Origin of the sequence: uncultured Maricaulis sp., from assembly GCF_947259345.1 — a bacterium.
GTDB lineage: Bacteria > Pseudomonadota > Alphaproteobacteria > Caulobacterales > Maricaulaceae > Maricaulis.
Genome location: NZ_CAMYLS010000009.1, coordinates 89038 through 109654, shown reverse-complemented (window position 1 = coordinate 109654; position 20617 = coordinate 89038). Strand labels below are relative to the sequence as shown.

The window sequence follows — 20617 nt, the reverse complement described above, 5'->3', positions numbered from 1 at the left end:
GGATGTTAACCGTCTTCCCATAGGATGTCCGACTGGAAATGACACCGACAGGACCGCGCCGATGACCGGCCGAAAGATTGAGTACAAGACACTGACCCAGGACGAAGTCGACGCGATCTGCGCGCGGCACGAGCGCCTGTGGTCGGGCCGGTCCGGCGGCGCGCGGGCCAACTTCGCTTACACGATCCTCGAGGATCTGGTGCTGGCCAATCGCGATCTGTCGGACGCCGATTTCAGCGGCGCTGTCCTCCGCGGCACTATCCTTTCCGGCTGTACCCTGAACAGTGCGATCTTCTTCGCGGCCGACATGCGACGCGCCAATCTGGAAGGCGCCTCCCTGCGTCGCGCCGATCTGCGCGGTGCGATCATGCGTGGCGCCAACCTGACCGGCGCAGACCTGACCGAGGCTGATCTGCGTGAAGGCGCAATCGCTCAGATGGACAAGGAAAAGGGCCTGGCCATCCTGACCCACAAGTCCCAGGAGAACGATGCCGGCACTGCCAATTTCACCGGGGCGAATCTGTCGGGCTCCAAAATGGCCGGTATCGCGGCTCAAAAGGCCGACTTCACCGACGCCATGCTGCTAGGCACGCGGATGATCCGCGCCAATCTTCGAGGCTCGTCTTTCCAGGGCGCAAATCTGGAAGGCGCCGACCTTTCCGGGGCCGACCTGACAGACACAGATTTCACGCACGCTGTATTGATCGGCACCAAGACTGTCATGGCCAAGAAGCAGGGCATGAATACCGAAGGCGCGCTGACGAGTGCACCCGTCGGCATTGATGCGTCGGAACTGGAACACCCGGTTGCCGAACAGATCGCAGAACATGTTCGGTGGTGCGATACCAACGGAAAGGAGGGTAAGCCCTCCCTGTTCGACGGTACCGATTTGCGCGGCCTGAATTCACTCGCGGGCAGGACGCTGACGGCCTTCCATGCTCGCGGCGCGACACTCTACGGACTTGATCTGGAAGGCGCGCAATTACAGGGCGCACGCCTGGAGAAAGCCGACCTGAGGATGGTCAGCCTGCGCGGAGCAGATCTGCGCGGCGCCGACCTGACAGGTGCCAATCTGTCCAATGCAGACCTGCGTGACTGTCAACTCGGCCCACTCCTCCTTGAGGGCAATCGGCTTCTGCCAGCCTCGCTCGCAGGCGTGCGGGCGCGTTACACAGATTTGCGTGGCACCGATATGCGCCAGGCCAAGGCGACCGGCGCAGATTTTTCCTATGCCATGTTGAACGGTGCCAACGTGAAAAAGGCCATCTTCAATGGCTCCTGTTTTACAGGCGCACGGCTTGACGAGGACTTCGTCGAAGCGGCCGAGTCGATCGACGGGGCGGTTGATTTCAACGCCGCCTGACAAGAACAATACCCTCAAGTCACAAATAGAAGGCGGCAAGCATGCGCTCACCGCCTTCAGGGTCAATCGGAGGGAATATCAGTGTCCGTCAGCGACGGGTCAGGCGGCCTTGGTCTTGCCACCTTCGATCAGCTTGGCACGGGTTGAACCCGCACCGGACTTGATTTCGATCCGTTTTGGTTTGGCCGCTTCCGGCACTTCCCGAACCAGACGAATCTGCAGGAGCCCGTTCTTCAAGCCGGCGTCGGCCACTTCGACATGGTCGGCCAGATGGAAACGGCGCTCAAAGGATCGCTCGGCGATCCCGCGATGCAAGAAGCGGCGATCATCGCTGTCCGGCTTCTCGCCATTCTTGCCGGAAACGGTCAGCACAGTTTCCTGCACCTCGACAACGAGATCCTCTTCACCGAACCCGGCCACGGCCAGCTCGATCAGATACTCATCATCGGCGACGTGTTGAATGTTGTAGGGTGGGTAGCCTTGGGACTCGATCTTGGTGGCCGAGTCCATCATGTCGGCGAGTCGGTCAAAGCCGACGATCGAGCGGTAGAGCGGGGTGAAATCAACAGTACGCATATCAGTCCATCCTCCTTCAGAGCGATAAACAGGCCCGGCGGACCGGGCGGTTGAAGAAAAGCCAGATCAAATCGAATCCTGGCTGGTCTGGCGGGCCCCTTTTGGCGACCCGTGCCGTCTATTTGGGTAGCGATTTCGCCCCCCGCAACCCCCCGCATTCAGGATTTGCGAAAGGGCGCGCCCTTGGCTACCAATTGCCCCTCACACACAGGAGTTTTCCAACATGCGTCACGCTCACTTGCTCGCGCTTCTTGCCGGTACGGCCATTCTTGCTGCCTGCAGCGGCGGCTCCGATGAACCCGCTGACCGCCCCGACGCTGAAGCCACGACAGAAACCGAAGCCGTGTCGGAAGCTGCGGAACCCGTCATCCAGGAAGCCGCGGCTCCCGACTTCTCCGAGATATCAGTCGTCCTTGAGGGCGATTGGCGGGCTGAAGACAGTCAGCGTGATACCTGGCGCAATCCTCGCGAGACACTGGAATTCTTCAATGTCGACCCGAGCGGCACGGTGGTCGAAATCTGGCCAGGTGGCGGCTGGTATACCGACATCCTGGCCCCCTGGATCAACGCCAATGGCGGCCAGTACATCGCCGCACATTTCAGCCCGGAATCCTCCAGCGGGTATCGTCAGCGTTCCCGCGCATCCTTCGACGCAATGGTCGCCGACACGGCGCTCTATGGCGAGGTGATGACGGTCGACTTCAATATGGAAACCCCGCTGGCCCTCGAGGCGGGCTCGGTCGATACAGTCCTGACCTTCCGCAACATCCACAACTGGATGGCCCGTGGCTTCACCGAACGCGCCCTGGCAGACTTCCACACGGTCTTGCGCCCGGGGGGTGTCCTGGGTGTGGTTGAACACCGCTTGCCCTCCACCCGAGAGCAGGACCCGGGCGCTTCGAGCGGCTACGTTCAGCAGGCTTATGTTATCGCGCTCGCCGAGGAAGCGGGTTTCGAGTTTGTGGGTGCGTCCGAAATCAATGCCAACCCGGCCGACACAGCTGACCACCCGCTGGGCGTCTGGACCCTTCCTCCGGTTCGCCGCAATCCATCTGAAGACAGCGAAATGGCCGCTGATTGGGATCGCGCGCCTTATGACGCCATTGGCGAGAGCGACCGCATGACACTGCTCTTCCGCAAACCCGTTTCGACGGATGCGGGCGAGTAATGCGCATCAGCGCCCTTATCATCGCAAGTGTGCTGACCGGCTTCCTGTCGTCGATTGCCCTCGCGCAATCGGTCGAACGGGAAGCCGGGCCACTGCCACGCTTTTTTCCGCACCAGGAGACTTATCTCGAGATCGAAGCTGAGCGGCGAACGCATTTCCGCCTGACCTACACTGTCGCCTCCGAGGCCGGCATCCCGCCGTCGGAAATCGAGATGTGGTACGAAAAGGATGGGGCCCGCGTGTCATTCGAGATCGATGAGCGCGGGCGGATCACCCACCGGCCAGACGCGGAAACGCTGGCGGATGCCCCATCCGTTTTCATCAACCAGGAAGGCGGCGGCATGTCCTTGAACATGCAGTTCGAGGCCACTCTACCCGACGGCCCCAACTATGCCGCGGCAGATCTGAATCTGGCGCTGGGACAAGCCAATCACGCCATGCGCGAGGCCGCAGGCGTTGCCGCTCTTTTCGCCCCGAATTTCCGGACCCTGATCTTTGTCTTCGACGGTCCCGCCCCGAGCGCGACGGCCATCATGGCGGACGGATCAACACGTCCGCTCACGGCTCAGGAGAACCGGGTCGTCATCCGCCCTCGAGACCGGGCCATGCGCAACCTCGCGCGGATCGAACTCGGTGAGATGCCCGCTCGGGTCCTGCTTGATAGCTAGAGCGCTGCGGGCGCAAGGCGATCAAGCGCCTGATCCAGCAGATTCCTGTTGGCCGCAGCTACGACCTGGCCGCCGCGCGAAGGATCGCCGCCCCGCCAATCGGTCACAACGCCCCCCGCACCGGTAACAACCGGGATGAGCGCCTGGACGTCATAGATTTGCAGCCCGCTCTCTACGACCAGGTCGATCCCGCCGGACGCCAGCATGGCGTAGGCATAGGCGTCGAATCCAAACCGGCAGAGGCGCGCCGCACCGTGAACGGCCTCGAACGCCTCACGCTCCGAACCTACAAAGAGATAGGGGTCCGTACTGGCGAGAATGGCCTGGTCCAGCGATCGGCAGGTCGAGACTGCCAGCGGCCTGACATTGCCGCCATGATTACATTGCGCACCCCCCGGCCAGCCGGAAAATCGCTCGCCGATATGGGGCTGGTCAATGACGCCGAGCTGCGGCTGCCCCGCCACTTCGAGCCCGATCAATACCGTCCATGTGGGAAGCCCGGCGATGAAGGCGCGCGTGCCATCGATCGGATCCAGCACCCAGCGGCGGTCGCCGCTCCCACGACTTGTGCCAAACTCCTCACCAAGGATGCCATCCTGCGGCGCGAGGCGCGCCAGAACATCCCGCATTGCCTTCTCGGACGCACGATCGGCTTCCGTGACCGGGTCGAACCCCTCGCTCAGCTTGTTGTCGATATCCAGATGTGTCCGGAAATAGGGCTTGATGGCCGCGCGCGCTGCATCCGCCATCGCGTGCGCGATCCGGAGATCGGACTGGAAATCATGATCAGACATGGCAGGGCGCCTAGCACGACCTGCAGGCCGGTGCCAGACGCCTTGATACCAATCCTGCAAAAGATCAGGCCGCGTCGTTCGCCGCTTCTTCCGGTTCAAGCGATTTGGCCAGTTCCAGCAGACGCTTGCGCGGACGTTCGCCAAGCCGGTAGTAGGCTCGGATCAGGTCCATCGTCTCCTTCTGGGAGAGCACATCTGCAGCCAGGGTCTCATCGCCGTCCGTCTCGTCGCGCCTGGACAGACCTTCATAGAAGTACTGCACTGGTACATCGAGGGATTCAGCCAGCTCGAAGAGCCGGCTGGCGCTGACCCGATTGGCGCCGCATTCATATTTCTGGATCTGCTGGAAACGGATACCGACCGACTCGGCCACTTGCTGCTGGGTCAGGCCCAGAAGGCGGCGCCGGCGGCGCAACCGTTTACCCACATGAAGATCGATATCATTCGTCATAACTACTCGCCGCCTAATCTTCGCGTCTCAAAATGCGCCGGTATGGGACGCACACCTCACAGGGGAGCAAAGCGCGTGCCGGGCGAAGGCCAACGCCAGTCTTCGCCTGAAATGGGCATGATTATGGCTTGAGGCGAGCCGACCAGTCGGTCTCAGTTAACCCACTGACAAATTGACGAATTTTGGCAATAAAGTCTGCGTGATCGGGGCGCAGAATGACCCGGTTCTCGTCCATATAGAGACCGCGGTTGATCTCGATCTGGATCACATTCACCCCATCCGAAGGCCGGCCATAATGCTCCGTCGTGTAGCCGCCGGCATAGGGAATGTTCCGAACTGTGACGAAACCCTGATCGCGGAAGATCGCCTCAATACTGTTCGTCAAAGCCTCGCTGCAGGAAGTACCGAAGCGATCGCCAAGGACGATATCGGCGCCGCGGCCGCTCAGAGCGGGCATGGAATGCATGTCGATCAGGGCCACACACCCGAAGCGGGCGTGCAAGGCGTCGATCTCGGCTTGCAGCGCCTGGTGATAGGGGAAGTAAAATCGCGCCAACCGGTCCTGCGCCTCGGCGAATCGGAGTCGGCGCCGGTATAATGAGCGCCCCTCGGCGCCGATCCGCGGGATCACGCCCAGTCCCGACGCGGCGCGTCGCGACGGCGCGATATCCGGTTCGGGCACACGGTCGGCGAACATGCCGGGATCCAGTTCACCGCTCGATCGATTGACATCCACAAACACGCGGGGAAATTTCGCGCATATCGTCGTGACGCCATATTCTGGCGCGAAATCAATGAGCTGATCCACATAAGCATCTTCGGATCGCCGAAGCATATCGACGGATAGTCTTGTAGAGCGACTCAATACAGCATCATACTCGCGCCCGGAATGGGGGGAGGCGAAAATGAGCGGACGCGTCTGATCATGCATCGGGCGCCCGATGCGGACCACGCGCTGGTCCTGATCCGGCTGCTGGCCTGCCTCCGTGGTGAAAATGGTTGGAATAGGGTTTGCCATTGACAAACAGTGGTCAGCTGCATCTCGCTGGTCAAGCATGCGCGGCGTTCAGCTCGCTTTTACCAGATGGGTTTACGGTGCGCTCACGTTGAGATTTCGCAAGGGTGGGAACCAAAATGGCAAAGATTCTTCTCGCGGAAGATGATGACTCGATGCGCGACTTCCTCGCCAAGGCGCTGAAGCGCGCCGGACACGAGGTATTGGTGTGCTCGGACGGCGAGGAAGGCCTGGATGCGATCGGCGAGCAGCCGGCGCAGTTCGATCTTCTGCTGACCGATATCGTCATGCCGGGCGTGGACGGTATCGAGCTGGCCCGTCGGGCCGCGGAGATCGACCCCGCGCTCAAGATCATGTTCATTACCGGCTTCGCCGCGGTGGCCCTCAATCCGGGCTCCGGCGCGCCGACCAATGCCAAGGTTCTATCCAAGCCCTTCCACCTGCGCGAGCTGGTCGATGAAGTGGCCCGGGTTATGGCTGCCTGATCCGGCCAAAACAGACCCTTATCACGCAAAGCGCCGCCCGATCGGGCGGCGCATTTTTTTGTTCGGGCATTGAGGTTTGCGCAAAGAAAAGGGGCCGCCCGAAGGCGGCCCCGATCCTTGTCGTCGAAGGTCTGGAGACTACCAGGCCTTGCGAACGTTGACGTAGAGGCGACGGCCCAGGAGGTCGTAGCCAGAACCGAGCACTTCACTGCCCGAACCCTGGGTGGCACCAGAGGCGTTCTGGTCAACCACAGCCGGGTCTTCGTCAAACAGGTTGTTGACGCCGACGGTAACGCCCCACGTGTCCATTTCCCAGTTGGTGGAAAGGTCGTGGTAGTAGACGGCATCCCAGCTGTCGACAGCGTCGCCGCCGAGCTCGGATGCTGCCTCAAGACGCTCACCGTAATTGACGCCGACGACGTTGGAGATGGAAGCCTGTTCGCCCACATAGCGGACGCGCCAGTTGATGTTCCAGTCACCGAAGTCAAAGCGGTTGTTCACGGTACCGCGCCATTCCGGGTTACCCCAGTCACCAACGAAGTTGTTGGTGTCAGAAGCAGCCGTGGTCTGGCTCAGGATCTCTTCGGACTTCGTGAACGTACCGTTCATGTCGTAGTTGAAGCCACCGAACAGATCGATGTCCATGTTGAAACGACCGTTGAAGTCCCAACCCGTCGCTTCCTGCGTCGCAACGTTGAACGGTGTGTTGTCAACGAGCAGCAGCTGACCGGTGTTCGCGTCACGCGTACGGCGTGCACAGAACGGGTCGTTCGGGAAGTTGGTCGAGTTGTAGCACTGAGACAGCGAGAAGGCCGTGCCCGGGATCGCGATGGAGTCCTGGACTTCGATACCCCAGTAGCTGACACGCAGCGAAGCATCGAATGCATCAGTGAACGGCTGGTCGAAAACGAAACCGACCGAGAAAGCGTCGGACGTTTCCGGCTCGAGACCCGGGTTACCTGCACGGAAGGCCTCGATCGAGGACACGCCATTCAGGCCCAGAGCCGTCGGATCGACGCCTTCAGCCACACAGTTCGCAAGCACAACCGGATCACGACCATCATTGGCCGGGTCGTAGACGCCGCTATTGTTGGCAGCCGTCGGAACCACACACGGATCGGAGAAGCCCGAGGCAAAGCCGGTCTGGCCGCCCAGGAAGAGCTCGCGAAGGTTCGGAGCCCGGAAGGACGTACCCAGAGTACCATTGAAGGTCAGCGTATCATTGACGACCCAGGCACCACGTACCGAGTAGGTGGAGTTCTGACCGTAGAACTCGTGGTCGGTCAAACGACCGGCGAGATCAATGGAGATGTCTTCAGCGAAGGCTGCACCGGAAACGAGCGGAACCGAAAGCTCGCCGTAATACTCGGTCAGGGACGCTTCACCAACAGAGCGACGGTCGGCGAAGTAGCCAGCCGCACGGCCCTGCGAGGTCACGGTGTCCGTACCGGAGTCGAGCGAGTCACGACGCCATTCGATACCGACCACGGCGTTCACTTCACCAGCCGGCAGTTCGAAAACCGGACCAGTGGTGAAACCGCCCATGATCAGCTGATCAACGGTGGTCGTGGCCGTACGGTCGATACGCAGGAAGTCATACTCTTCCTGGGAACCGAAGTGCGGAGCCGAAACACCGTCCTGCGGGTACAGGTTCTGGTGGAAGAGGTTGACCGGCACACAATTGCCCGGGTTCAGGAAGCCGAACAGGGTGACGCTCGAGTTGTCGTAACCACAAACGATCTCACCGCCTTCAACGCGGGTGGTGGCGATCGTGGCCGTCAGACGGTCTTCGTCAACCTGCGGACGACGCGAGTAACCCATTGAACGGGTGTAACCGGCGAACATCTCGTACGACCAGGACGGAGCAAAGCTCCAGTCGCCCTGAACGCCCGTCATGAAGCGGGTGTACTGGGTTTCCACGTCGATGTTGGAACGCTCGATCGGCGAAGCGAAGATCGGAACAACATCGAAGCCAAACGGGTTGAACGGGTTGCTGGCGCCAACGGTCGGGAAGATCTGACCGTGGTAACCGGAGCGGTAGGTCGTCTGCGAGTTGGTGTGAAGCAGCTCGGTGAAGACCGTCACGTTTTCCTGACCCAGGATGCGGTCGATCGTGTAATCGCCCGTAAACAGGAAGGAGTAACGCTGGCTGTCCGGAATAACGTCCGTGGCTTGGTCGAGGTAGGACGAACGGTTCTGCTCATCCGTCGAGTTGCCGGTTGACCAACCGATGATCGGGTTCACGAAATTCGAGGTGCCCGGCGTGGAGTACACGTCGGTGCTGAACAGACCCGGGTTGGCGAAGTAGGACGCCAGGTTCGGAGAACCATCAACATAGTAGTTGAAGGTACGGATACGGTTGATGATGGAGCCTTCGCACTCGGACAGCAGCGAGCCGTCAGCCGCGATCTCGATGTCGCGCGAGCAGTACAGGCCATCGGTCGGATCGTAATTGTAATCACGATCCTGAACCTGCAGACGCTGCTGGTGGAAGTATTCCATGGAGAACATGAAGCGGCCGTTCTCGGAAGAATCGCCCATCGTCATGTTCCAGCGGTGCGAACCACCACCGGACTGTTCCGGCGTGGACGTCACGGCACCAACGCGGAAGCCATCGAACGAATCGTTCAGGATGACGTTGACCACGCCGGCAACGGCGTCAGAACCGTAAACCGAAGACGCACCATCCAGAAGGATGTCGACGCGCGCGATGGCATCGGTCGGGATAATGTCGAGGTTCGGCAGCGACGGAGCGCCTTCAACGCCCGACGGAGCGACACGACGGCCGTTGATGAGAAGCAGCGTCTGGTCAGGATTGAGACCACGCAGCGTAATGGTGTTCGAACCCGGGCCGGCGTCGGTGACGAAAGCACCGGCGATGGCGTTGTCGAGCTGGACGCCCTGGGCCACGGACGACGTCTGAAGGATTTGCGCGGCGTCGATCAGACCGGCGTCGCGGATTTCTTCATTGTCGATGACCTGGAGCGGAGCCGGCGAGCTGAACGCATCGCGGCGGATACGAGAACCGGTGATGACGATGGTATCATCACTGGATTCTTCAGCCTGCTCGTCTTCGTCCTCGTCCTGGTCTTGAGCGTAAGCCGGCGAAATGGTCAGACCGGCGGCAGCAAAGCCAGCGAGGATGGTGGAGCGCAGAAGACGCTCCCGATCCCAAATATTGCTCACGATTGTACCCCTTTGTTACGTGTCTCCCGGATCCGCTTTGGTGCAGAACTCGGGATGGTTGGGTTAAACCCTACCTCGCCGGACTATGTCGGAGGGGACAGTGTGATGAAAGCAGGAGTCGCGGCGTCGCCGCATTTCCGTCCCAATTGTTGCAAAAAAGTCATAGGCCGTTCAGGCTAGGGAAACACTTCGGCCATGCACCACCTTCCCGCGTTCGCGAACAGGGCTGGAGAGGAATTCCGGCCGGTCTGCAACTCGGGTGCGAGAGACGGCTTGCGCTCTGCGAAAGGTGGGGTTAGAACCCCGGCTCTCTTGAGACGGATGGGCGATTAGCTCAGCGGGAGAGCACTTCGTTGACATCGAAGGGGTCACTGGTTCAATCCCAGTATCGCCCACCATCAAGTCTCAGGCCGGTATGACCTCCGCAAAACCTCCCGCATCTCCCGGTATCAACAGTTCGGCCAGAAACCCGCGCATTCCCGCAACAGCCGGCCTGCCCTACGACACGATGTCAGGCATGTTCAGGCACCTGCGGTCCGAGGGAATGGCGTCTGACAGCGACCCGCTCTCGCTCGACTCCATCCGCCTGACACGACGCTATGCCATCTGCCTTGTGCCGCGTTCCGGGTCGACCTTCCTGACCCATCTGATCAAGGAGACCGGCGCTTTCGGCAATCCGAATGAGTGGCTGGGCTTCCCGATCGTCGAGGATCAGGCCCGTGAAACCGGCGCGGATGACTGGGACACGCTGATCCGGCGCATGCTGGCACGCCATGCCTCCGCGACCGGGGTCAGCGGGATCGAGCTGGCTCTGGCCCACCTCACCTGGGGCCGGGAGGCAACGGGACGACAGGATATTCTCGACCCGGCCTGGACCTATTTCTACCTGCGCCGCCGCAATATTGTCCGCCAGGCGATCTCCATGCATGTCGCCCATCAGTCCGGCGTCCTGCACTCCTTCCAGATGAATGATGATGCACGCAAGGTCCGCGATGCGGTCATGTATGACCCGCCGGCGCTTCGCAGCTGGGTCAAATTCCTGCAGGACGAGGAAATGAAATGGGAGCGCGAGTTCGGCCGGATCGGCATTGAACCGGTCCGCTTGTATTATGAGGATATTACGGCCCGGCCGGAACGGGTGATCCGCCTGTTCTCGAATGTCCTCGGCCTGGATGCCACACCGCCCGTGAAAGACAGCCCGATAGAACGGGTCGGAACCTCGCGCACCGACGAGTGGGAAGCGCGTTATCGCGAAGAAGACGCCGACTTCCTCGCCGGCCTCGCAATACATCGTCCCTTCGTCCACACGCCGGTCTCGATGAGCTGACCTGGCGGTTGCAAACTGCGCGTGCGCCCTACCGCTCAAGCCCCGTCATCGCTATCTCTCGCAGGCGACAAGGGAGAGTGTTATGGAAGACCGGCTGCGCGACGCGCTCAAGACGATCACCGAACAGCAATCCGGGCGTGACCTGATCGATTCAGATCGCATCGAGGCGGCCGGCATTGCCGGTGACACGGCCACGATTATCGTCAAGCGACCGGTCGCCGGCGCACCCGACCTCGACCGTCTTCAGCCGCAGATCGAAGCGGCCATTACGGCGCTGGACGGCATCGAACGAGCCCGGGTGGTCATGACCGCCCACCGTGATGGCCAGTCCGCCAAGCCGGCGGCTCGCCCGACGCCCCGAAAACACACCGCCGCGCCGCGCGAAAAACCGGCCAAACGCATCATCGCGGTTGCCTCGGGCAAGGGCGGTGTCGGCAAGTCGACGATTGCCGCCAATCTCGCCGTCGCCCTGGCGCGTGAAGGCCTGAAAGTCGGCCTGCTCGATGCCGATATTTACGGTCCGTCAGCGCCGCGCCTGTTCGGGCTGACCGATGTCGAAGGCCTGCGCAAGACCGATGCCGGCGTGCAACCGGTCGAGGCACACGGCGTGAAGCTGGTCTCCATGGGCTTTGTGGTCAAACCCGGCGCCGCGGTGGTCTGGCGCGGCCCCATGGTCCAGGGCGCGATCCGGCAATTCATGATGGACACCGACTGGGGTCAGCCCGATGTGCTGATCATCGACATGCCGCCGGGCACGGGCGACGCCCAGCTCGCCATCGCCCAGGACATGCCGGTCGACGGTGCGGTCATCGTCTCCACCCCGCAGGACCTGGCGCTGGACGATGCCCGCAAGGCGATGAGCCTGTTCGAGCAGACCCATGTTCCCCTGCTCGGCATGATCGAGAATATGAGCGTCTTCCTCTGCCCGCATTGCGGTGAAAGCAGTCATATCTTCGGTGAAGGCGGTGCCCGGGCCGAAGCGGAACGCATGGGCCTGGCCTATCTCGGCGATATTCCACTACACCCGGAATTGCGCGCCCGCTCGGATGCCGGCGAACCGGCCGCCCTCGATGACGGTCCCGTCGGCAAGGCCTTCCGCAAGGCGGCCCTGGCCGCGCTCGAGGCCGCCGAACAGGCCAACAAGCCCGCGCCGGAAATCATTCTCAGCTAGTCGGCACGGCCAGTCTCAGGCCGCCGGAAACGAGCCCGTCCGGAGCCTGGACCCCGAAGATGTCCGCGAGTATGTCCGGACGTAAGGCCCGAGCCGGCGCGCCGTCAGCCCGGATCTGTCCGTCCGCGAGCACGATGACTCGATCAGCCCGGCGTGCGGCCAGCTCCAACGCATGCAAGGCCACAATGACCAGCGCGCCGCGCGCCGCCTCCTCGGCAAGAATTTCAAGCACACCGAGCTGATGGCGGACATCAAGCGCCGCTGTCGGCTCATCGAGCAGGATAGTGTCGGCGCCCACGCTCAAGGTCCGGGCCAGCAGGACCCGGGCCTGCTCACCGGATGACAGGGTGTCGAAGTGTCGGCCGGCCAGATGCGTGGTCGCGGTCTTCTCCAGCGCTGCATCAACGGCGTCGGCGTCGGCCAGGGTCAGGCTTCGCAAGGGTTTGAGATGCGGGATGCGGCCCAGGGCGACCAGACGGCGCACCTCGATCGGCCAGGCGGTGCGACCGTCGGGCGGCAGATAGGCGATGGCCCGGGCCCGGTCACGGTCGGCCAGGCCGGAGAGCGGCCGACCGTCATGGATCACCCGACCGCGCGCCGGCTCGGCCAGGCCCGCCAGCAAACGCAACAGGCTGGACTTGCCGGCACCGTTTGGACCGACAAGCGCCACCAGCCCGCTCCGGTCGAAGGACAAGGAGATGTCCGCGAAGAATGGCCGCGGCCCGGGTTGATAGTGAACCGCATCAAGAAGGAGTCGGGTCATGGTGCACGCCTTTGTGTGTGCCGGACCAGCCAGAGAAAGAATGGGGCACCGATCAGGGCCGTCAGGACGCCGAGATAAAGCGGGATGCCGGGCCCGGACAGCAGGCGCGTCGCCAGGTCGGCGAGGACGATCAGCACCGCGCCGCCGAGGGCTGACGGCAGGATCAGGGCCCCGGCGCGCCAGGCCACCAGCGGTCGCAATATATGCGGCACGACCAGGCCGACAAAGCCGATCGCCCCGGCAACCGCGACACCGCCGCCGACCGCCAGGGCGGTTCCGAGTACGACAGCCAGGCGCAGCCGCCCGAGCCCGATCCCCAGCGAGCGCGCGGTGTCTTCGCCGAGGCCCAGCGCATCCAGTCCGCGCGCCAGCGGCATCAGCACAACAAGCCCCGCGAGGATGACCGGCGTCGCGAAGCCCACCTCGGTCCAGCTGGCATCGCTCAGCGAGCCCATCAGCCAATAGGCGATTTCGGCCAACGCCCACGGGTTCGGCGCCAGATTCATCAGCAACGCCGTGCAGGCGCCAGCCGTCGCGTTTACCGCCACGCCGGCGAGTATGAGGGTGGTCGCACTCGCACCGCGACCGGCAATCGCAAACAGGGCGATCACGCCCAGCGCTGAGCCGGCGACACCGGCCAGGGGCAGAGCCAGCGCGAACAGGGAGGAGAGCCCGAAATAGAGACAGATGACGGCGCCAAGGCCTGCGCTCGCCGACACACCGACCACACCGGGATCAGCCAGGGGATTGCGGAAAAACCCCTGCAGCGCCGCACCGGATGCACCCAGACCGGCCCCGACAAGGATGCCCAGCAGGACGCGCGGCAGGCGAAGCTCGCGCAGGACCAGGCCACCCAGCTCCTCATCGGCGCTGAAGAGCGCCGCGGGTCCGGCCCCGCCGCTGCCAGCGAAAAGGGCGATCACGGCGACCAGAGCCAGGAGGGCCGCGAGCAGGACGGTGAGTCTCAGCGGGGTCATCGGTCACGCTCCCAGGCGTCAATGGCGTCAGCAATCAACTCAGCCGCGTCGATCAAACGAGGCCCGGCGCAAGGCCAGACGCCGGCCGGTATCTCGGCCCGGGCCGGATGTTCGAGAAGACGCCGATAGGCGGCGTGACGGCGCGCCCGATTGAAGGTGCTTGCATAGCCATCGGCAAAGAAGCTGGTCAGAACGATATCGGCCTCCAGGCCCAGCGCCAGTTCCGGATCCGAGCGGGTCCAGCCGATCGCCCCGCGCTCAGCCATGACATTGACACCGCCAGCGGCGGCAATGGCCGCATCGACATAGGTGCCGGCGCCGGCCGAACCACCCGATGCGCTCAGATAGAGGATGCGGGGCGCGCGCAACCGCGCAGCCGCCCGCTCGTTGAGACGTTCCAGGCGTTGGTCGATCCCGGCGACCACCGCAGCAGCGTCTCTGGCCCGTCCCGTGGCCAGGCCAAGCGCGTGCAGGTTATCGCGTACCGCCTCGAAATCATCAGCCCAAGCGAGCTCCAAGACCGAGTGACCGGCGCGTTCGAGCAAACGGGCCGTCCGCCCGCCCTCACCGGTTCCGAACACGGTCAGCGCGGGCGACAATTCCAGCAGGCGCGCGGCATCGGGCCACGCCTTGGGCAGCGCGCGCGACCAGGGCGGTGCCGCGGAGACCGGCTGATCAACCTGCCAGGACAGGGCCGCGATCGCGTCCTCCGGAGCCAGGGCCAGCACATAAGTGTCCGCGCACAGCGAGGTCGAGGCGATACCACTGTGCGGTACCGCCTCTTCCCGCGCCAAAGCCGGGCTAGCGATGAGTGAGGCGCAGGCCGAGAAACAGGCCACGACCCGGCGTGTGATAGCCGAAGACATCCTGATACTCCTCATCAAGCAGGTTATCCCCGCGCGCATAGATTTCGACACCCTCTCTGACTTCCCAGCCGACCTGACCGCCGACCAGCGTATAGGCGTCCAGAACCACGGGCTGGAAGATGCCGAAATCCGTATCGGTCTGGTCGCCGGTATGATCGAGGGTCACCGATGCGGACAGCGGCCCGTCGGTCGGCGCCCAGGACAAGGTCAGTGACGCCAGGCGTTCCGGACGGCGGATTTCCGCGACCCCGTTCTCTTCGCTTTCCAGCAGGGTGGCCGACGCAAAGACCGACCAGCTCGCGTCGATATCCCAGGCAATGGACATTTCCACACCCTGACGATCCGACCGTGTGCCGGCATTGAGGGCCGTCGCCGGGAAAGACCCGAAATCAGTGTAGATTTCATTTTCCAGCTCGGAGTTGAAATAGACCAGTGACAGGCTGGCTGCGTCACCCAGCAGGCTCTGGTCCCAGGCAATTTCCCAGCCTTTCGACTCCTCCGGCACGAGATTGGGATTGCCGTTGAACGATCCCGGAAAGAAGCCGAACAACTCATAGACGCCCGGATTCTTGACCGCTTCTCCGAAATTCGCGCGCAAGCGACCGCCCAGCGTATCGAAGTCCCAACCGGCGCCGATGCGCCAGGTCGTCGAGTCCGCGAACAGGGAGTGGGCATCATGCCGCGCTGACGCGGTGAAATCGAATACGCCGCGCGACAGGCCATAGTCGAAACCCAGCGCGTCGGCCTCAAGTCGCCGTGTCTGGTTCGAACCCGCGCCCACACCTGAGAAGGATTTCAGGCGGTCACGATCATGCTCGACCAGACCGGTCAGGCGGTGCTGATAGGGCCCGGTCTCCCAATGCCCTGTCATTTCGTAGTGCGCCTGCAATCGCTGACCGAGGGCGCGCGATGATTGCGTCCCGGCCGACAAGGAGCGCGACGTGTCGTCGGTCAATTGCAGCGCCGCTTCATGGCTGAGCCGCACATCGCCCCATTGCTGATCTCCCAGCAGGGCCAGCCGCGCCAGCACGGTCTCGCCATCGGTGCGCAGGTCGACATTGTCCAGACGTCCATCGAAATCGGTATCGCTGTCATAATCGCTCTCGCTGGCAATTCGCCGCGCCGTTCCTTCGAGCCGCCAGGCCTCGCCAAGCTGATAACCGCCGGAAACAGCGAGGACGGTGTTGGCATAGCCGTCGCGCTCGCCGCCCAGGCCCGACACATCGATGCCGTCGCTTTGGTAGTCGCTGACGCTGCCGGAAAGCCAGTGATGGCCAAACTCGGCGCCGGCCTGGAGGCTCAGCCGCCGGGTATCGAAACTTCCCCCCTCGATGCGACCGCCCGCTTCGAACCGGGTCTGAGGACGCCGTGAGTTGAGGCGGATGACCCCGCCGATGGCATCCGCTCCCCAAAGGGCAGACTGCTCGCCCCGCGCGACCTCGATCGATGCCAAATCGTCAAAGGCATAGTGCGAGAAATCGGCTTCGCCGGTGAAGGGATTGGAGGCCTCGACACCGTCGATCAGCACCAGGACATGATTGGCCTCGGCGCCGCGGGCACGAATCTGGGTCAGGGAGCCGGGCGCGCCGGACCGCGACACGGCCAGGCCGGGCACGGCCCGCAGGGCGTCCGCGGCGAAGCTGGCCCCGCGCGCCTCAAGCAGATCGGCATCCAGAAGCGTGATGCTGGAAGTCGCTTGATCGGCCGGCAGCGCGACCCGCGCCGCAGTGACATAAATGATCTCGGTTTCGTCGCTCGCCTGAGCGAAAGCCGATACGGGAAGGCTTAGACAAGAGGCGGCCAGACAGAGCTGGTGCCAGGTTTTCATACGCATGTGCCACGTCTCCATAGCAGTCAGGCCCGGGGCCGTTCGGCCGCGAGCGGGTTGCAGAGGAGTCGTCAGAAACGGAAAATACCGCGCCGGTCTCGTGAGCTCCCGCACGAGCGGACAGACGACAGTGACGGCAGGTCTTCCGGCTTGCGGGTCAGTGCGAATGAAGCGCCTTCCCAGGGTCGCCCCCAGTGGCTTTGTGCCTCACCGCTCACCGCCTACGGCTGCGGGAACAGCGCTGGACTTGGCCCGAGGGCCTGACCAGCTTCCCTATTACTCCCGTGAGGGAACCATCACGGCGCGGACGCTATGCCGCACCGCTGCAAAAGGCAATCAACCCGGATCAGTCGCGCGCGGCGAGTTCGCGCTCCAGGTTTCGGATGCGCAGGTGCAGATTGCGTTCCTTGACCCGATCGGGCGCGCCCAGCGCCATTTCCAGTTTGCGCATGGAGCGGCGCGTCTTGCGCCAGCGACGCCACAGGAGCAGGACTTTAGGACCTTCGACCAGATAGCGACGCCACATGCGAGCGGGCTCCTGGCAGAGGCGGTGCAGCCATTCCAGGCGTGCCTTCTGCATCCAGACCGGAGCCCGTTGAGCCGCGCCGGCGAGAAAGTCGAGTGAGGCGCCGACACACAGACCCACACCGGTGCAGTCGCCCCGGTCCAGACAGGCCTCGGCGATCATTTCCTGTTGCGGCGAGCCGACACAGAAGAACGTGAAACGTGAGGGATTCTCGGCGACGAATTTCGCGCATTCCTCGACCGCCTCACGGTCGTTGCGCAGCCCCATGGGTGGTTCATGCCAACGGACATCCGTCAGGCCATAGCGATTGGTGACCGCGTCGATCACCGCCTGATCGCCGCCAATGATGGTCAGCGGCGCGTCGGGATCAATGACGGTGTCAAACAGGCGTTCGGTCAAATCCGATCCGGGCGTGACATCAATCGTCTCGCCGGAAATCCGGCCGATCAGCTCGAGGACCCGGCTGTCACAGACGGTGAGCCAGGCCTGGGCGTAGAGCGTTGCGAGAACGGTATCGGTTTCAAGGCGCACCAGATGGTCGACATTGGGGGTCACGACAAAGGCGAAGGGCTGGGTCGGCTCGCGCTCGGTGATCCGGCGCAGGGCGACATCCATGCCGATCTTGTCGAAGGCCGAGTTCAGGAACCAGACATGTCGCGAACCGGAACGCCGGTCGACGAAACTCTCACCCGTAGCCATGACCATGTTGCACCACTCTTGTCTCGATACGCGTCAGATCGCGCGCTTGCCCGCGTCCCGTGCAAAACCCGCGCCGAATTTCTGACACGTCGTGCATCCAAAAGGCGCCGCGGCGGCATCACAGGACCGAGGCACACATTCCGGGAGAGACAGATGTTGACGAAGACAGCGCTGATCGGGTGTCTGGTATCAGGCAGCCTGGGCCTGCCCGTGGCCATTCCCTACGCGGCCGGCGCCGCCGTCGCCATTTCGGTCGGCCCGGTCGAACTGGAAGTCTCCCGCCAGCGCGGCCTTGATGTCGATCTCAATGTGGAATGCCTGAATTCCGGCTGTCCGCTCGCCGCCTTGCGGATCGGCGCGGTCGAAACACCCAGCTATCGGGTCGCCATCTAGTCAGCGGGCGCTACCGGCCCTTTCGGGCCCGTCGCTCGGCGAAGCGTGACGGTGCCAACGTCTCCAGTCCGGCCTGTTCCAGAACGGCACCACCGCCCGTCAATTCACTGACCAGCGCGTCCGCCAGCAAGGGCGCATGGGCGAAGCCGCGCGATCCCAAGCCACCCAGCACAGACACGCCCGGCCTGACCTGCCCCAGAATTGGCAGGCGGTCCGGTGTCGCCGCGCGAACCGCGCCCCAGCGTTCCTTGACCGGGCCCAGCGCAACGCCCGGGAGGCTCTCGGCCATTGCGGCGCGGAAACCGGCCTCGGCCTCGTCGTCTGGCAAAACATGCTCGCCTCGGACATGGGTCGCTCCGACCAATACTCCGGATCCCGCGCGGCAGGCATAATGCCCCCAACTGACCGACCGGTCCGGGGCTTCACCGTCAAACACCGCCAATTGTCCGGCGCTCAACTCGATATCGTCATGAAAGGCCGACAGACCCGCTCCAACCGCCAGGATCACATGCGCGACCTCGTCCAGGCGATGGCCCTGATCGTCCACCACACTCAGCCCGTCGGACGTCGGGTCGATCCGTGCGACCCGCGCAGACAGGCAAGCCTTCTCGCCAAGCAGCGTGCTGATAAGGCGCCGCGGCTCGAACCGTCCCGCGCAGACCATTTCCAGCTGCGTGCCAGTCCAGACGAGATGATCCGGCATCCAGTCGGCCAGCACGGCAAAGCGATCCGCCTCGCGCTCATCCTTGGGCAAACGTATTACCGCTTCGGCATGAAAGCCGTCGCGCCCGTCATAGAGACGGCGCGCAAAATCAAAAGCCGCCAACGTTGCACGGACATGCGGGCGGTCAGCCTTTTCCAGACGTGGTGTCAGCAGGCCGGCCGGCGCGCCGGAGGCGCCCGCACCGGGTCCGCCCGCATCGATCAGACGGGTCTCGATGCCGCGTGCGCGCAGGGCCTGAACCAGTGACGCCCCGGCAATGCCGGCCCCGATGACCGCGACCGGACCCGCGCCGACTGAGCCCGAGCGGACGCCGAGCCCGCCCGGCCAGACCGCCTCCAGGCGCTCACGCTTGCGCCCGAAGCCCCGCTGCTTGACCACATCGAACCCGGCTTCGGCGAGACCACGACGGACGAAACCGGCGACGGTAAAGGTCCCGACCCGCGCACCCGGTGCGGACAACTCGCCAATGCGATTGAAAACACCCTGCGACCACATGGCCGCATTGCGGTCCGGCGCAAACCCGTCGAGGAACCAGGCATCCACAGGGCCGCGCATCTGGGCCAGCGCGGCCTCGACCTCGTCCTGGAAAATCGTGATGGCGAAGCGGTCGTCGGGAAAGACCAGACGCTGAGGGCCTTTCAGACGGCTCGGCCATTGCGCGAGCAGGCGCGCAGCCAGATCGGAGAGATGCGGCCAGGCCGTGAGCGCCCGCGCCGCCGCGTCGCGATCAAGCGGATGTTTCTCGACCGAGATGAAATCGAGCCAGCCATCAACGGGCCCTTCATCGCGCCAGAGCTGCCACAGCCCCAGCGCATTGAGCCCGGTGCCAAAGCCCAATTCGCCGACCACATATTGGCGACGGCCCGTCCAGGCCTCCGGCAGCTGACAGGCTTTCAGGAAGACCGCCTGCGTCTCGGCAAGGCCGTCCTCGGCGGAGAAATAGACATCGCCATAATCGCTGGCCCGCGGTCCACTGGCCTGCGACCAGTCGAGCGTGGCGGGCTCGCAATACAGCCCGTCGGTGGTCATTCCGGCTGCGTGCCGAGCGACTGGGTGAATTTGGCGAAGGCCATCAGACCTTCCGGCCAGGGGCCATGCCCGCTTTCCGGCTCGAAATGCCCGGCCTCGCCGGCATTGCCAAAGCGGATTCCCCAATCACGCGCCCAGGCCTCGGCCTTGATCAGCTTGCAGGTCGGGTCATTGGAGCTGGCAAGCATCAGGCCGGGAAAGCCTAGGGGCTCGCGCGGGACCGGGTCGAAACCGTGATCGCCATACTTGTCCTTGAGCTCGGGACGCTCCCAGTCGGAAGCGCCGACCAGGAAGGCCCCTGCGACCTTGTCGCCCAGATCCGGCGCGGCATGAGCCACCGTGAGCACACCGACAGAGTGCGCCACCAGGATGACCGGCTTTTTCGCCTTTTCGACCTCTTCAACCAGACGCGCCGTCCAGGCGCCGCGCCGCGGCTGGTGCCAGTCAGCCTGCTCGACCCGGCGCGCGGTGGACATCTTGTCCTGCCAGCGGCTCTGCCAATGGAAGGGCGAGGCATTGCCCAGGCCGGGCACGATGAGGATTTCGCTGTCCTTGATTTTCATGCCGCCCTTCTAAACCCAAATCGCGGCGCTGCCAGCCCCGGCGGG

At 63.5% G+C, this 20617-nt stretch carries 19 protein-coding genes, 1 tRNA gene and 1 riboswitch; of the genes, 8 read left to right on the top strand and 12 right to left on the bottom strand.

The features are described 5' to 3' along the window. Nucleotides 1–61: 61 nt before the first annotated feature. Entirely contained in the window at nucleotides 62–1363 is a 1302-nt protein-coding gene (locus Q0X62_RS05625) for a pentapeptide repeat-containing protein (RefSeq protein WP_297732588.1), read from the top strand. 99 nt (nucleotides 1364–1462) lie between these two features. On the opposite strand, the gene Q0X62_RS05620 is transcribed toward Q0X62_RS05625, so the two are convergent. Then, nucleotides 1463–1939: an Hsp20 family protein gene (locus Q0X62_RS05620; protein ID WP_297732586.1), complete on the bottom strand. Its 477-nt coding sequence runs from the start codon at nucleotides 1937–1939 to the stop codon at nucleotides 1463–1465. A gap of 223 nt (nucleotides 1940–2162) precedes the next feature. On the opposite strand from Q0X62_RS05620, the gene Q0X62_RS05615 reads away from it, so the two are divergent. Continuing rightward, nucleotides 2163–3107 carry a methyltransferase domain-containing protein gene (locus tag Q0X62_RS05615; RefSeq protein ID WP_297732584.1) on the top strand — a complete coding sequence of 315 codons (945 nt, stop codon included), beginning with the start codon at nucleotides 2163–2165 and terminating at the stop codon, nucleotides 3105–3107. After that, a complete protein-coding gene (locus Q0X62_RS05610; RefSeq protein WP_297732582.1) occupies nucleotides 3107–3775 on the top strand; it encodes a hypothetical protein in 669 nt (222 codons plus the stop codon). The genes Q0X62_RS05615 and Q0X62_RS05610 overlap by 1 nt, the downstream gene beginning before the upstream one ends. On the opposite strand, the gene hisN is transcribed toward Q0X62_RS05610, so the two are convergent. The 3 genes from hisN to Q0X62_RS05595 all read right to left on the bottom strand — a co-directional run bounded on the left by hisN (nucleotide 3772) and on the right by Q0X62_RS05595 (nucleotide 6077). Continuing rightward, nucleotides 3772–4569, bottom strand: coding sequence for a histidinol-phosphatase (hisN, locus tag Q0X62_RS05605; RefSeq protein WP_297732579.1), 798 nt, complete (start codon nucleotides 4567–4569; stop codon nucleotides 3772–3774). The two genes, Q0X62_RS05610 and hisN, sit on opposite strands and share 4 nt — an antisense overlap. A gap of 64 nt (nucleotides 4570–4633) precedes the next feature. Continuing rightward, nucleotides 4634–5020, bottom strand: coding sequence for a helix-turn-helix domain-containing protein (locus tag Q0X62_RS05600; RefSeq protein WP_297732577.1), 387 nt, complete (start codon nucleotides 5018–5020; stop codon nucleotides 4634–4636). Nucleotides 5021–5141: 121 nt separating this feature from the next. Beyond that, nucleotides 5142–6077: an N-formylglutamate amidohydrolase gene (locus Q0X62_RS05595; protein WP_297732575.1), complete on the bottom strand. Its 936-nt coding sequence runs from the start codon at nucleotides 6075–6077 to the stop codon at nucleotides 5142–5144. 77 nt (nucleotides 6078–6154) lie between these two features. Between Q0X62_RS05595 and cpdR the strand changes: the two genes are divergently transcribed. After that, nucleotides 6155–6520, top strand: a complete 366-nt coding sequence (gene cpdR, locus Q0X62_RS05590) for a cell cycle two-component system response regulator CpdR (RefSeq protein WP_075188630.1) — start codon at nucleotides 6155–6157, stop codon at nucleotides 6518–6520. Between the two features lie 138 nt (nucleotides 6521–6658). Here the strand turns inward: cpdR and Q0X62_RS05585 are convergent, their stop codons facing one another. After that, on the bottom strand, nucleotides 6659–9706 hold the full coding sequence (locus Q0X62_RS05585) for a TonB-dependent receptor (RefSeq protein ID WP_297732573.1): 3048 nt from the start codon (nucleotides 9704–9706) through the stop codon (nucleotides 6659–6661). A 323-nt stretch (nucleotides 9707–10029) separates the two neighbouring features. On the opposite strand from Q0X62_RS05585, the gene Q0X62_RS05580 reads away from it, so the two are divergent. The 3 genes from Q0X62_RS05580 (at nucleotide 10030) to Q0X62_RS05570 (ending at nucleotide 12204) form a co-directional block, all read left to right on the top strand. Next, nucleotides 10030–10104: transfer RNA gene (locus Q0X62_RS05580), tRNA-Val, on the top strand. A 119-nt stretch (nucleotides 10105–10223) separates the two neighbouring features. After that, nucleotides 10224–11033, top strand: a complete 810-nt coding sequence (locus Q0X62_RS05575; protein ID WP_297732571.1) for a Stf0 family sulfotransferase — start codon at nucleotides 10224–10226, stop codon at nucleotides 11031–11033. An 82-nt stretch (nucleotides 11034–11115) separates the two neighbouring features. Further along, complete coding sequence (locus Q0X62_RS05570; protein ID WP_297732569.1) at nucleotides 11116–12204, top strand: Mrp/NBP35 family ATP-binding protein; 1089 nt, start codon at nucleotides 11116–11118, stop codon at nucleotides 12202–12204. On the opposite strand, the gene Q0X62_RS05565 is transcribed toward Q0X62_RS05570, so the two are convergent. The 5 genes from Q0X62_RS05565 to Q0X62_RS05545 form a co-directional block, all read right to left on the bottom strand. Next, entirely contained in the window at nucleotides 12197–12967 is a 771-nt protein-coding gene (locus Q0X62_RS05565) for an ABC transporter ATP-binding protein (RefSeq protein WP_297732567.1), read from the bottom strand. The two genes, Q0X62_RS05570 and Q0X62_RS05565, sit on opposite strands and share 8 nt — an antisense overlap. Beyond that, complete coding sequence (locus Q0X62_RS05560) at nucleotides 12964–13944, bottom strand: iron ABC transporter permease (RefSeq protein WP_297732565.1); 981 nt, start codon at nucleotides 13942–13944, stop codon at nucleotides 12964–12966. The genes Q0X62_RS05565 and Q0X62_RS05560 overlap by 4 nt, the downstream gene beginning before the upstream one ends. Next, on the bottom strand, nucleotides 13941–14810 hold the full coding sequence (locus tag Q0X62_RS05555) for an ABC transporter substrate-binding protein (RefSeq protein WP_297732563.1): 870 nt from the start codon (nucleotides 14808–14810) through the stop codon (nucleotides 13941–13943). Before Q0X62_RS05555 ends, Q0X62_RS05560 begins: the two co-directional genes overlap by 4 nt. Further along, on the bottom strand, nucleotides 14746–16644 hold the full coding sequence (locus tag Q0X62_RS05550) for a TonB-dependent siderophore receptor (protein ID WP_297732561.1): 1899 nt from the start codon (nucleotides 16642–16644) through the stop codon (nucleotides 14746–14748). The genes Q0X62_RS05555 and Q0X62_RS05550 overlap by 65 nt, the downstream gene beginning before the upstream one ends. Nucleotides 16645–16755: 111 nt before the next feature. Further along, nucleotides 16756–16951, bottom strand: a riboswitch (cobalamin riboswitch). A 33-nt stretch (nucleotides 16952–16984) separates the two neighbouring features. Then, nucleotides 16985–17869 (bottom strand): WecB/TagA/CpsF family glycosyltransferase, encoded by an 885-nt coding sequence (locus Q0X62_RS05545; RefSeq protein ID WP_297732559.1) that lies wholly within the window; start codon nucleotides 17867–17869, stop codon nucleotides 16985–16987. 147 nt (nucleotides 17870–18016) lie between these two features. Between Q0X62_RS05545 and Q0X62_RS05540 the strand changes: the two genes are divergently transcribed. Beyond that, on the top strand, nucleotides 18017–18256 hold the full coding sequence (locus tag Q0X62_RS05540; protein WP_297732557.1) for a hypothetical protein: 240 nt from the start codon (nucleotides 18017–18019) through the stop codon (nucleotides 18254–18256). Between the two features lie 10 nt (nucleotides 18257–18266). On the opposite strand, the gene mnmD is transcribed toward Q0X62_RS05540, so the two are convergent. Continuing rightward, nucleotides 18267–20009: a tRNA (5-methylaminomethyl-2-thiouridine)(34)-methyltransferase MnmD gene (gene mnmD, locus Q0X62_RS05535; RefSeq protein ID WP_297732555.1), complete on the bottom strand. Its 1743-nt coding sequence runs from the start codon at nucleotides 20007–20009 to the stop codon at nucleotides 18267–18269. Then, nucleotides 20006–20572, bottom strand: coding sequence for an alpha/beta hydrolase (locus Q0X62_RS05530; protein ID WP_297732553.1), 567 nt, complete (start codon nucleotides 20570–20572; stop codon nucleotides 20006–20008). The genes mnmD and Q0X62_RS05530 overlap by 4 nt, the downstream gene beginning before the upstream one ends. Nucleotides 20573–20617: the final 45 nt, after the last annotated feature.

Excerpts from the sequence above, each read along its gene's own strand:
- Q0X62_RS05610 (WP_297732582.1), top strand. The coding sequence starts at position 3,107 with ATGCGCATCAGCGCCCTTATCATCGCAAGTGTGCTGACCGGCTTCCTG.
- Q0X62_RS05565 (WP_297732567.1), bottom strand. The coding sequence starts at position 12,967 with ATGACCCGACTCCTTCTTGATGCGGTTCACTATCAACCCGGGCCGCGG.
- Q0X62_RS05595 (WP_297732575.1), bottom strand. The coding sequence starts at position 6,077 with ATGCTTGACCAGCGAGATGCAGCTGACCACTGTTTGTCAATGGCAAAC.
- Q0X62_RS05575 (WP_297732571.1), top strand. The coding sequence starts at position 10,224 with ATGTTCAGGCACCTGCGGTCCGAGGGAATGGCGTCTGACAGCGACCCG.
- Q0X62_RS05555 (WP_297732563.1), bottom strand. The coding sequence starts at position 14,810 with ATGTCTTCGGCTATCACACGCCGGGTCGTGGCCTGTTTCTCGGCCTGC.
- Q0X62_RS05560 (WP_297732565.1), bottom strand. The coding sequence starts at position 13,944 with ATGACCCCGCTGAGACTCACCGTCCTGCTCGCGGCCCTCCTGGCTCTG.
- Q0X62_RS05625 (WP_297732588.1), top strand. The coding sequence starts at position 62 with ATGACCGGCCGAAAGATTGAGTACAAGACACTGACCCAGGACGAAGTC.
- Q0X62_RS05570 (WP_297732569.1), top strand. The coding sequence starts at position 11,116 with ATGGAAGACCGGCTGCGCGACGCGCTCAAGACGATCACCGAACAGCAA.
- Q0X62_RS05530 (WP_297732553.1), bottom strand. The coding sequence starts at position 20,572 with ATGAAAATCAAGGACAGCGAAATCCTCATCGTGCCCGGCCTGGGCAAT.
- Q0X62_RS05545 (WP_297732559.1), bottom strand. The coding sequence starts at position 17,869 with ATGGTCATGGCTACGGGTGAGAGTTTCGTCGACCGGCGTTCCGGTTCG.
- Q0X62_RS05615 (WP_297732584.1), top strand. The coding sequence starts at position 2,163 with ATGCGTCACGCTCACTTGCTCGCGCTTCTTGCCGGTACGGCCATTCTT.
- hisN (WP_297732579.1), bottom strand. The coding sequence starts at position 4,569 with ATGTCTGATCATGATTTCCAGTCCGATCTCCGGATCGCGCACGCGATG.
- Q0X62_RS05540 (WP_297732557.1), top strand. The coding sequence starts at position 18,017 with ATGTTGACGAAGACAGCGCTGATCGGGTGTCTGGTATCAGGCAGCCTG.
- Q0X62_RS05600 (WP_297732577.1), bottom strand. The coding sequence starts at position 5,020 with ATGACGAATGATATCGATCTTCATGTGGGTAAACGGTTGCGCCGCCGG.
- cpdR (WP_075188630.1), top strand. The coding sequence starts at position 6,155 with ATGGCAAAGATTCTTCTCGCGGAAGATGATGACTCGATGCGCGACTTC.
- Q0X62_RS05550 (WP_297732561.1), bottom strand. The coding sequence starts at position 16,644 with ATGCGTATGAAAACCTGGCACCAGCTCTGTCTGGCCGCCTCTTGTCTA.
- mnmD (WP_297732555.1), bottom strand. The coding sequence starts at position 20,009 with ATGACCACCGACGGGCTGTATTGCGAGCCCGCCACGCTCGACTGGTCG.
- Q0X62_RS05620 (WP_297732586.1), bottom strand. The coding sequence starts at position 1,939 with ATGCGTACTGTTGATTTCACCCCGCTCTACCGCTCGATCGTCGGCTTT.